Annotated in this window: 8 protein-coding genes and 1 tRNA gene; 4 read left to right on the top strand and 5 right to left on the bottom strand. The window is 59.5% G+C overall.

Annotated elements, in window-relative coordinates; all coding sequences use genetic code 11:
• Positions 1 to 42 precede the first annotated feature (42 nt).
• The 3 genes from ABQJ56_RS16505 to ABQJ56_RS16495 all read left to right on the top strand — a co-directional run bounded on the left by ABQJ56_RS16505 (position 43) and on the right by ABQJ56_RS16495 (position 2,553).
• A tRNA-Ser gene (locus ABQJ56_RS16505) sits at positions 43 to 132 on the top strand.
• 82 nt (positions 133 to 214) lie between these two features.
• Positions 215 to 1,789 (top strand): DUF6538 domain-containing protein, encoded by a 1,575-nt coding sequence (locus ABQJ56_RS16500; protein WP_367846118.1) that lies wholly within the window; start codon positions 215 to 217, stop codon positions 1,787 to 1,789.
• Positions 1,790 to 1,809: 20 nt separating this feature from the next.
• Positions 1,810 to 2,553: a hypothetical protein gene (locus tag ABQJ56_RS16495; RefSeq protein ID WP_367846117.1), complete on the top strand. Its 744-nt coding sequence runs from the start codon at positions 1,810 to 1,812 to the stop codon at positions 2,551 to 2,553.
• Positions 2,554 to 2,808: 255 nt separating this feature from the next.
• Here ABQJ56_RS16495 and ABQJ56_RS16490 read toward each other — a convergent pair whose 3' ends face one another.
• On the bottom strand, positions 2,809 to 4,764 hold the full coding sequence (locus ABQJ56_RS16490; RefSeq protein WP_367846116.1) for an ATP-binding protein: 1,956 nt from the start codon (positions 4,762 to 4,764) through the stop codon (positions 2,809 to 2,811).
• Between the two features lie 471 nt (positions 4,765 to 5,235).
• On the opposite strand from ABQJ56_RS16490, the gene ABQJ56_RS16485 reads away from it, so the two are divergent.
• The gene (locus tag ABQJ56_RS16485; RefSeq protein ID WP_367846115.1) at positions 5,236 to 6,900 is read left to right on the top strand and encodes a MobA/MobL family protein; all 1,665 of its coding nucleotides are present in this window, start codon (positions 5,236 to 5,238) and stop codon (positions 6,898 to 6,900) included.
• Positions 6,901 to 6,926: 26 nt separating this feature from the next.
• Here ABQJ56_RS16485 and ABQJ56_RS16480 read toward each other — a convergent pair whose 3' ends face one another.
• The 4 genes from ABQJ56_RS16480 to ABQJ56_RS16465 all read right to left on the bottom strand — a co-directional run bounded on the left by ABQJ56_RS16480 (position 6,927) and on the right by ABQJ56_RS16465 (position 11,146).
• On the bottom strand, positions 6,927 to 7,592 hold the full coding sequence (locus ABQJ56_RS16480) for a hypothetical protein (protein WP_367846113.1): 666 nt from the start codon (positions 7,590 to 7,592) through the stop codon (positions 6,927 to 6,929).
• 348 nt (positions 7,593 to 7,940) lie between these two features.
• A complete protein-coding gene (locus tag ABQJ56_RS16475) occupies positions 7,941 to 8,645 on the bottom strand; it encodes a hypothetical protein (RefSeq protein WP_367846112.1) in 705 nt (234 codons plus the stop codon).
• Positions 8,646 to 8,945: 300 nt separating this feature from the next.
• On the bottom strand, positions 8,946 to 10,613 hold the full coding sequence (locus tag ABQJ56_RS16470) for a site-specific integrase (protein WP_367846111.1): 1,668 nt from the start codon (positions 10,611 to 10,613) through the stop codon (positions 8,946 to 8,948).
• Positions 10,614 to 10,819: 206 nt separating this feature from the next.
• A complete protein-coding gene (locus tag ABQJ56_RS16465) occupies positions 10,820 to 11,146 on the bottom strand; it encodes a hypothetical protein (RefSeq protein WP_367846110.1) in 327 nt (108 codons plus the stop codon).
• Positions 11,147 to 11,298: the final 152 nt, after the last annotated feature.

The following is an 11,298-nucleotide window of genomic DNA, read 5'->3' as shown; positions in this document are numbered from 1 at the left end:
GGCGTAGAGCCGTGCGCAGCACGGCTGGCGGTTCGACAATCCGGAGAGATGGCCGAGTGGTTTAAGGCAGCAGTCTTGAAAACTGCCGTAGGTGCAAGCCTACCGTGGGTTCGAATCCCACTCTCTCCGCCAACATTGCAAAAATGCCTATTTTTAAGGTGTTTCTTGTGAGTTGAGAGAAACGGCGCTTGGTCAAGTCGGTTGGTCAACAACCATGCGGCTTGCACACCATCTTTTGCGCCACGCCTCGGGCGTTTTTCACTTCCGCCTGGTGGTCCCCAGAGACCTTCAAGGCTTCCTGGGGTTGCGGATCATCAAGCGATCCCTCCGCACCCGAGATCCCAAGCTGGCCCGGTGGTGGGCTTACATCCTCGGTGCGCGCTATGCTCAGATCTTCGCCAAGGCACGGGATGAGGGGATCTCGATGGTCAAGGAACGACGCGCCAAGGATCTGCCGGAGCAACCGGCTCGGAAGCGTTCAGTCGTTCTGCAAACGGGCTCTGGGGAGGAGCTGATTGATTACGGCTGTGAGATTCGCCCGGATGGTTCCATGCGGTTTGAGGCCACCGATGAGGCGGACCACGAACGGCTGATTGAGGCGATCCGCGAAGCCAAGAAACCCCCGGCTTGGCTCACCCAGGCACCTTCCGTCCCCCATGCCACCCAGGCATCGCCTCCGGACATGCAATCCCTGGCCGGTGCGATGGAAACCTTGGGCGCCTCTTTGGCCCAGACGCTGTCTACGTCAGCGGCTTCGGCCATGCCTCCTGCTCCCGCTCGTCCGCGTGCGATCGGCAAGGCCGCTGATGCTTGGCTGAAAAGCATCCAGGCTGACACGTTGCCAAAGACGCTGGTGATCAAAACAGCGGCTGTGATGGGTTTTGCCCGGCATGTGGGCATCTCGAAGATGCTGCACGAGGTGCGGCGCGAGGATGTTTCCGCCTGGATCGAAACGCTCCGCACGAGCGGGTTGCAGACCCCAACCCTGATCAACAAAGCCTCTTATGTCCGAGGCTTTTTCACCTGGGCCGTCTCCGCTGGTGCTTATGCCAAGTTTCACAAAGACGAAAATCCGGCGGCCGGGCACGTCATCTACCGCAAGCAGGAAAAGAAGCGGCGGCGGGCGTTTGGCTTCAAGTCCTTCACCCTTGACCAGATCCAGGCGCTTTATGCCCCTGATGCGCTCGTCAACCTGAGCGCAGGCGCGCGCTGGGGAGCGGTGATCGGCCTGTATACCGGTGCCCGTGTGTCCGAAGTGGGGCAGTTGGCGTTGGTGGATTTCACGACGGTGGATGGTGTGGCCTGCATGACGATCACTGATGAGGGGGAAGGTCAGAGCGTCAAGAACGAACCCAGCCTACGAACCATTCCCATCCACCCTGACCTGATCACCCTAGGCCTGATGGAGCTCGTGGAAAGGCTCAGGGAGCGGGGCGAAAGGCGGTTGTTCCCAAAGATCAAGATTGGGTCGGTCAATGGCCAGGGCGACTGGCTTTCAAAAGCCTTCGGACGTCACATCGAGGCTATGGGCATTCCCAAACCCGACAAGGGTAAGTATGGGTTTCATAGTCTCCGGAAAACGGCTGCCCAAACCATGAAGGCAGCAAAGGTTCCCTTAGAGTGGCGGTGCGCCTACATGGGACACGACCTCGATGAGGAACATGTGGAGATTTATAGCGGCGAATATGGACCCAGGGAGATGCGTGAGATTGCCTGTTCTGGCTTGGCCTGGGGGGTTGATCTTGTAGGCCTTATGACGATTTTGTCAGTTCATAAGGGCGATAGCTAAATTCAATCTCGGGGGTGCACTTGAAGGCCTACATATTTTGGATGTGCGTAATAATTGCAAGTTGCGCGTTATTGCTCTTTTTGTCGGGCTTTTTTCCTAGAAAAAATGGGTTCAAGGTTTGGAGCAGCAAAGAATGGGGTGATTTGAAGAAAAAGCATATTGTCCTCTGGTTTCTAACTGCGGAGGCCGTTATCTTTTTTGTTACAACCTTTCTCTACCTTGTTCCGGTTTGTGAGAATGGCGCCATGTCGAATGGAATTCATGATGCCTGTGATTACGCGGCCTTTTCCTTTCCGTGCTTGGCTGGCATTTTCGTTGGCGGTGGATTTATCTATAAAAAGAAAGATAGGGAAATATTTTCTGATATAAATTTTTCTTTCTATTTTTCATCAGTGGTTCTTTTGGCTGTTGCATATGTCGCCTACTTGACCGCAAATTTCCGACCGCTTGTGGTGGTCCTGGTTGCAGGAATGGTGGCCATTTTCAGCCTAATTTGTCTGCTGATAACGTCACTTCGGCGCCTTAATAGTTCGGCTGGCATTTCGACTCAAACTGAGTCTTTATGCGGCCTCTCATCCGCTGATGAAGAGTTGTGTGAAATGTGCAGGCCAGCTTATCGTCAGAGTGATGGTGGCGTTATTGGCAGTATTGACGGATTGGGCACGCCAATAATTTTCGGATTGACCGTTTTTATTACTATTTTGCTGCTCGTGAACGCATTGGTTCACTGGGATACTTTATTTGGCAACAGCCCGTGTGGCTAAAAACACTAACAAGGCCACTCCCGAGATGCCAGCGCCAGCGCCACAAAGTATTGCCGTAATGTAAAACGCTCGCTCTGTAAAACGGTCAAATTTTTGGTCGGAGCTTGTCATTGGATTGCCTAACTTTGTGGGGTTTTGGGCTCAGGAGCGCGTCAGTATTTCGGCCTGTGGTGGGCTCATGTTGCCCAGAGGTTCGCGCATAGGAACCTAGCCTAAGGCGACAGCCTGTCAAGGCGCCCTGGATGCTTGACCCAATCACTCAGTGTGGGGCATCAGAGGTGCCTGACTGGGTTGCCCCATGACCTTCTGCACCAGGTCATAGCCATTGACCTCCTCGTAACGCGAGGGGATGCGCTCTTTCAGGTTCATCAGGCGACGGTTGGCCGTGTCGGTGAGTTGACCGTAGGTGGTGGCCTGGATGCGGGCGAAAACGTCCTGGCTTTCACCGAGCGACTTGGTGCGGGTGGTTGCCTGGGCGATTTCGTGGCCCACCACATAGGCATGGAAAAACGGCCGGCTTGCCAGCGCACCGTTGGACATCAGGTCCTCGATGTAGCCTTCGGCCTGGTGCATCTCCTCTCGACCGATCGTTGAGTGACCCTTTTTCAACTCGATCAGGAGCACGTCCCGCATGCAGGCCAGGTGATCCGTGCCATTGAACGTGGTCGTGGCGGTCAGCGAGATCGTTGCATCGGTGAGGATCACCAGGTCAGGGCGCCGGCGTGGGTTTTGGAACGTGGTGTCTGCCTTGCGGGACCCGAAGACCTCTTCGGCCACCGTGCGCAGGGTGCTGTTGGAGGCGTATTCGGAGCTGTCGAACTCCGGCCCAAAGAGCCAGCGCGCCTGAGTGATCAACGGGTGGAGGGTGTGGAGTTCATCGGTCGCCGGATCTTTGGCCAGCTTCTCGATGGCGGCGATGACCGACAGGCGGGCATCAATCTCATCCAACACGACGAGGGCATCCTGGACCGTCCACTGTTCCAGCAGGCGATCCAGTCCCTCAATGTCGGTTTCATCGAGGTGCATGAGCTTATCCAGCAGGCGGATCCCGCCTCGGCCCGATTGGAGCTGGATGACGGCCCGCACGGCCTTTGCCAACGCCTCAGGTGCAATGCTCGGATGGTCAGCGACCAGGGCATGGGTGAACTGGGCCACTTCAACCTTGGCACCCGTGGGTAGGTTCCGGAACTCCTCCCGGTTGCGCATCAGCGCATCTTCGGAGTTTTCCTCCACGAACGAGGCCGACAGGGCTTCCACCTGACGATGGACATAGCTGGCCACCTCGGAGAACAGCCGGTCCACCTCGGGTTCGGTTTTGAACCTGGACCAGTCCTGTTCAACGAAAGGTGCCCAGGTGCCGTCGGCCTCGATGACCACCGCATACCGTTTGGCAAACCGCGAGCGCCCATCCAGAACCGGTGTGGTTCCGACGGCCCAGCGCGGGGTGCCAACCAGCCGGCGGTTCACCCAAAAGGCAATGCCTTGGTAACGGGTGTTCTGGGCGGCCTTGGTGGTGTCCACGATGTGGGCTGCCACCGTGGAGCCAGAGCCGATGCGGAGCACCTCGGTGTTGATCAAGCCTTCGTGTTGGGCCAAGGGAACCGAGCGTCCGTTGACCTCAACGGTAAACTGAGGGTCGTGCACGAAACGCCCAGCCAAGACCTTTCGGACAGAGAGGGGGTTAGGTAGGTGCCGGTCCACCACAACGGATAGCCGGGTCCCGTGTCCAGTCTTCTTGGACTTGGTTTCGCGCTCGATATAGAACGGCGAGGCATTGTTCTGCGTGTTGATGACGAGCGAGATGGCATCGCCTCCACGCCAGGTCTCCACCTCATACTGGTTGGCGAAACAGAGGAGCCCATGACGGCCCACACCGTTTCGCCCAAAGGGGACGCGATGCTGGCCGGCGCGCTCCGGGGGAAACTCCACGCCACTGCCCTGGTTCTTGATCCGGTTGTAGCCCAGCTTCATCCAGCGCGCGCGGAAATTGTCCGCCGTCATGCCGTGGCCATCATCCTCGACCGTTAGGGAGCTGCCTGCATCCTCGGGGATGACGATCGAGACACGGGAGGCACCGGCGTCCCAGGCGTTGGCCACCAGCTCAGTGAGGGCCGTTTCGCCGTCGTAGCCGATCTTGCCCAAGGTTCGGAGGACATAGTCCTCCTCAAACAGTGCCTCATTGGCGGCGTTGCCGCGGCTTCCCTTCGCCATACCCCCTCCAAATCGGGGTAGCCCCATGACGCTCATGACTATGCCTGCTCCGCGATTGGTTCTCAATCGAGGGTAGACGGGGCTTGGCGCAGGGGGTGAGACGGGCCCGCTCTCCTTGAATGCCTCTCATGGGCGGCGACGCTTTTTCCTGATCCGAAAGCCAGGGCAAGCCACAGGCAGGCAGACCAACACTAAATGCAAAATCGAAGGCGCGTCTTAACTGTTGTGCCAACAGGACGCTCAGAGCAAAGCAACCCCGAGAGCAAGGGCTAACCATCAAGAGCCACAGCGTTGAACGGATCTCGCAACCATAAAGTTAGCCGTCACAGATGCAAGATTTTGCTGGCCGTTGGTCCTTGACGCGCTCCTGTTCTTTGCTTGCATGTCTCGATGTGCTGAGAACACAGCAACGGGTGCTCAGCCCATCCCTGATCAGGATGATCGCCCAGACCCCCTAGAAAAAGGACTTCGATGACACTGCATGCGCGCCCTCACCTTTCCACCCATGGCCGTTCGGACGGCCACAGCGCCATCGCTGGCGTTGCCTATCGCCTCGGTCTGCGCCTCTACGATGAACGCGCCAAGAAATGGCACGACTTCCGGCAACGCCGCATGGGGGATCACATCGCCGATGCGTTGACCATCGTTCCCGATGGCGCCCCGGCGTGGGCAACAGACCCGCAGACGCTTTGGACTGCGGTAGAGGCAGCGGAGAAACGAAAAGATGCCCAGCTTGCCCGGGATTACCGGGTTCCTATTCCCCTTGGTGTGGGGCTGGAAGAAGCCAGGCAAATGGCCATTGCCATGGCTCGTCAAATCGTCAACCAGCTGCACACACCCGTCTCGATCGGGCTGCATCGTGATGGAGCCAAGACCGCCTTGGGCTTCCCGAAACCTGAGGCAAAGAGAGGCTATCACGCTCACCTGTATTTCCCCACCCGCGCCCTGGAAGAAATCGGCCAGGCCGATGGCAGCTCTGCATGGGGGCTGGGAACCAAGTTTGCGTTCCTCACCAACCGGCGGACGTCGGCAGGTTTTGTTGAGGGCTTGAATGCGACATGGGCTGACCTCGCCAATCACTGTGCTCAGGCGGCTGGACTGACGACCACCTACGATCACCGAAGCTACGTCCGCATGGGTCTGGACATCGAGCCCCAGCGGACGTTGGGGGCCGCTGTCACTGCGATGGAGCGCAGGGGCTTCTGGACCCGAAAGGGCGAAGAGCTCCGTGGGCAGATCGTTGTGGACAGCGAGGTGCTACGTGTGTCTCAGGCCGAGGCATTGGAGGCCCAGCACGACCAGGCCATGCAGGACGTGATCCGGGAGAGTGCAACCGAACAACTCGCCAGCCCGGTGGGCGAGCTCGATGAGTTGGCCGCCGTCACGCAGGAAAAGGATGTGCCCAGCGCTGACATCCCGGAGCATGGCTCGCCTTCTGCCGAGGTGATCACCTCATTGCCTGAGGGAGCGCCTGGATCGCTGCTGCGGCGTTTCCGTCAGGCGGTGCCACTGCCGGAGGAGCCCGATGCCCTGCATGTCTATGCGCAGGTGATTGGCATCATCCGTATGGTGGAACGCTTGCTCTTGGCGCTGGCCAGGCTGATGCACCGCAAGACGATCCATGTTGATGAGCGAGATCGGCTTGTCGCCGCTCGCCTGGACACCGAGTTTCAGATGGATCAGGCCCGCCGAGAACGATCCGCCGCCCGGGAGCGCTTGCTGGAATGGGAGGAGGAACACCCGGTGCGCATGGCGGCCGCCAAGGCTGCTGGCCGTAAGCCGGCGGAATGGGTGTCCTTACACGAAGCCATTGGGCGTGAGGATGCCAGGGTCCAAGAAACCAAGGCGACACGCCTGCGGCACATGGAGCATTTGGATGACGTGGATAAGGACGGTGCGCAGCTGGCCGCTCAGGAGGTTGCCCAGAAGGATGCGCTGGGGCGGGCGCTTGATGGCATCCAGCAGCTCAGCCCAACCCTGGTGACCGAACTACTTTCCGTCAGCGATCAGGGGGAACGTGTGTGGCTTGAAGCGGCCAAACCATCCCAGGAGCCGCAGCCACCGGACGAAGGGCTCCCTATGGTTTTGCCGCGGGATGAAAAGTTGGAGCTTCGCCGACACCCCAGGATCCATTGATCCGACCCAGAGGATCCGACGCGCGTTCAAAGCCGCGCGTCACTGGGCTTGGCGGTCTTCTTTTGTGGGCCTTTCCGTTTCCTCCGGTTCCACTCCTTCTGGGCCTGCACCAAGTCCATGGCAATCTTGACGACCTCAGGCTCCAACTCAGAGCTCACCTCCCACATGTCGTCCCGCAGCTTCGACAAACCCTTTTCCGTGTAGACATCGTATTTGGATTTGTAGAGGCGCTCATGCCTCGGGGGTGCCCCCAGATATCTATGAGCCAGCGTGTTCCTCAACTGGTTCAGTGCTTGCACATTGGATTTGGTCTGCTTGGAGACGGTCCTAAACCCCGCGACAAGGTCCAGCTTCTGGATCAGGTAGGTTTTGTCCAGCATCGTCTGGACCGTGCGCCGCTGAGCGGTGTTTCGGCGGTTCTTTCCAAAGAGGTGCCGGAGAATAAGCCGCGTCAGGGTGTCGTCGAGTTCGACGTAATGAGTGAGGACAATGGACCTTGTCACCCGGTCTTTCATCTGGCGAAGCTGAGCAACGACCCCATCCCGGTCCCCTGCCCAAAAATCGGTGACGGCGCGAGGGGTCAGCTCATTCTGATAGAGGATGCGATCGAGCTCGATATACAGGCGTTGCTCATAGGGCGAGAGCGTCTCCTCATCCTCGACTGGGGCGATCGAGAGCTTTTTTGGAGCCATATGTTCGACCTCAGGTGATGATTGGCGACGCTGCCCGGCGGCCGGTCACTTCTTTTTCGGAGGCGGGGCCTTCGGTGGCGGCGTGGTGCTCTGTTTTGTCGGCGGCATTTTGATGGTCGGTGGCGAAATGCCATCGTTGGCCATGCCTGGAATGGATTTACGCGGTGGCTGGGTCATTGTGCTTTCTCCATGTTCGGCAGAAGGGACATTACTTTTTTGGCGGCGGCGGTGCCGGAGCTGGTGCGGGCGCCGGTGCCGGGCTCGGGGGAAATGGCTTGATGTTTGGGGGTGGTAGGCCTTTCTCTAAGCGGTCATGCGGCATCGCAGGTGTCCTTCTGTCCAAATGTTTCAACGAGAGGTCTTCGGTTGGCCCTGGCCATCTGCTTTCGTTGCAGCCCTTGATGGCGGTGGAAGGGCATCGCGTTGGATTTCGGATGGCGGTTGAGAAGCAACGACGGGGGCATCGTTGAAGGTGATATTGGTGCTTCCAGTGGGCTGGATCATCGGATGAGCCAGGGCGGCCGGGTCTTCTCGCCGGGCCACGTTGTCGGCCACAAACCAGGTCATCAGTGCCGCGCCTAGAACAAAGCACACGCCTGAACTCACATTCAAATAGTCAGTCCATGCCGACCAGCGATTGTGTTCCGGTTTGGCCTTGTCTTCTTCCCCTTGGCAGCAATAGATCTCGTAGGCCAAATCCCTCTGGCGGCGTATTGCTTTTTGACCTACGAGATAGGAGACGAGCACAACAACCATGGCCGCCAGAAAACCTCCCCAGGAGGCGTAGAGGGTCCATAGACAGACCGCTTTTCCAGCGGGGACGATGTCTTTGATGAATGTGAGCGACAAACCCAGTGCCCCCGTTGAATACAGAAGGACGGCTTTGTCATAGGCCTCTGCGTTTGAGACCTCGCGCTTGAACAGCTCAGCCTCGAATGCCTGATATGCCTGCACAGCCTCAGGTGACGGGACGAAGGGTGGTGCCTGTTCGTCCGGCGATGGGTTTACGCCAGCCCCGGCACCATCCGGGTGCTTGTTGCTCTGCTTCGTCATGCCTGACTGCACCCCCTGTTGACGCATCTTGGGTGGACAAGGCCACCGCCTTGGACGGCGGCCATTGGCACGTTATCTCATTTCTTCGGGGGCGGCGGAGCGGGAGCAGGAGCCGGGGTGCTGGGGACCGTCCTGGGAATGCTCGGCGGCGGGATCCCGCCTTGACGTCCGCCCCCTGGCGGGGCACTCGGTGGACTTGGAGGTGATGCGACCATGGCAGCGGACTCCTTTTGGCTGGGCAGCTATTGGACGTGTGGGTTGATGCTGATTTTCAACTAGCTCGATGCCGACATTTTTGTTTCAAGCTTTCCGCGGCCCATACACGGCGTCAAGCTTGGCCAGTTGCTGTTCGAGCCGGGCGGCCTTCTCGAAGGCGTGATCAAAGCTGGACGGTTCATAGGGGGCATGCTCAATCAGGGGGAACTGGATCGCTTTGAGATCGGCATCGAGGTCCCTGGGGCCACAGTTCCTGATGTAGTGCTCCCGCAGCACGCTTTGGCCTGCGCTGTGCCCGAGGAGCAGCGCCAGGCGGTCATGGCGCACGTTGCTCCGGTCCCCCAGCGTGGCAAAGCAGTGGCGGAAGGAATGGAACGTCAGCGACGGGTGCACGATGCCGCACGATTTGCGAAGAAAAGTCCGGTTGAACCAGTCGGACATGCAATCGCCTGGCCCATTGGCTCCCCAGATCACATCAGGAAACAGGGTGATCCGGTTCCAGCGTCGCGCTTGCTCAACGAATGCCCCAAAACCGCATTCCAGGATCTTGGGGTGAATGGGCAGAAGGCGGCGGGACATCCGGTTTTTCAGGCGCTGGCCTGGACGATCACGGGTGACGTCGATGCACCACATTCCACCCATTTGCACCACGTCATCGACATAGAGCTGCCCGATTTCGTTCACGCGCATCCCCTGATAGAGACCGAGGATGGGGGCCCAGTATTGATAAGGGGTCTTGTGGGCGATCTTCTGGTGGACATCGAACATCCACCGCACCTCATCGTCCGAGAACGGAGCACGCGGTTGGCCGAAGTCTTGGCCCCGAGCATAGAGCCTCACCCCACGGAGCAGGCCGGGCGTGATTTCCCCACGCTTTTCCAGCCAGTGAAAGAGGGCCCGCAGTCGGTCGATGTGACTCTGCTGGGTCCGCAGGTTGATCGGTTGGCGGTGCAGTCGCTGAGCCTTAGCGATGACCTCCGGTGCCTGCATGTTCCGGAACTCGCGGCGTTTGCTCGCATGCGCGGGCCACAGGCTCAACGCATGCACGAACGTGTCGCCATCGGTCACATTGATTTCTTGCAACCGTTTGTCACCCACCAGCTCCATGAAAATCCGATAGGTCCACAGACTGTTAAAGAGCACGGAGCGGCTGCACTGCCGTTGTTGCAGGAGCGCCAGGAACGTCGGTAGGCGATCAGAGAGGCGGGGCGGCTCGGCGTGGGCACTGATGGTCGGATGCGATGGCTGCCAGGGCGTCACCTGATGGGCTGCTTGATGCGCCTGCTGCATGTGGCGAGCCTGGGGTGGCATGCCCGGGGTGTAGCGCCCATTGCGGGAGTGCGGGCCCACCGTCATTCGATGATCGTGCAGGTCTGCCGCTTCAATCGACGGGAGGCCGTCGGGGAAGATGCCAAGCAGGTGACGCTCTGAGGGTCGCTCACGGACCTTGCGGTCCATGCCACCCACCAAGATCGGCGCGCCCGTCCTTCCTTGGCGGACTTCGGTGATGGGAGCAGTTGTCTTTCCCTCCAACTGGGTCAGGGCAACCTCAATGGGCTGGTTGGAACGGACAATGAGGCGTTGCCCATCTTCCGTGGTGGCATAGAAGCGTTGGCGTTCTGCAGGCGGCGGTGCGGCACCGATGGACTGGATGATCTGGTCCGCCAGGGTGGCGGCTTCTGGCGAGGTTGCGCGGGGCTGGGGCAACGCGGGGCTGGGTCGCAAAGGGCGACCGACGCGGGAGGGGGACATGATGGCTCCGAGAGGGGATGGGGGAACGGCGATGGCCGTGAGGCATGGTTGCCTCGTCCCTCATCCAAGCCTCGTCCCAACTTTTGTCAACAGCACCGGGATCGCTCAGTTATACGAATCGCCTATAACGGCGAACGGTAATGATCGTCAGGGATAGCTCGCCAAATTGCCGATATCTCCGGGGGCGCGTATCGGGCCCGTTGCTGTCATTGGGTCGCTATCAGGCGCACCACATGGGCTGTCTGTGCTTCGAGCGCGTTCTCGGGCACGTCTTGCCACCCCGACCGCTTCAACAGTCCCCGGATCACCGGGGTTGCCTGAGTCTCGCAGGGTGACCGCCAGCGCTCCCAGTCGATGGGGTCCAGGCCGCGGGTGCGCAGGTGGCCATGCAGGCGATGCTCCCGCAGTTTCATCAGCGCCCGCCCAATGTCCCGGATGCTCAGCCAACGATTGATGGCCTGGGCAACCAGGCGCAAGCGGACGCGGTGCCGGTGGAGGGCCAAGCGTGGATCCAAGTGGATCAGGTGCAGCACCAGGTGCTGGGTCTCTGTCAGTGGCTCACTGAACCGCCCCGGTTTTCGTGGAGGCTGTTTGGTTTAAGTCAGGCCTCCACGGTGGCTGCCTGACTGGCGAGTTGCCGGTAGTAGTTTGCCTCGGCCTCTGCCGGTGGGATATAGCCGATCGA

The organism is Rhodanobacter geophilus, assembly GCF_040812275.1.
Taxonomy (GTDB): Bacteria; Pseudomonadota; Gammaproteobacteria; order Xanthomonadales; family Rhodanobacteraceae; genus Rhodanobacter_A; species Rhodanobacter_A geophilus.
The sequence above is the reverse complement of the archived record's forward strand: the minus strand, read 5'-3'. Positions and strand labels throughout refer to the sequence as shown.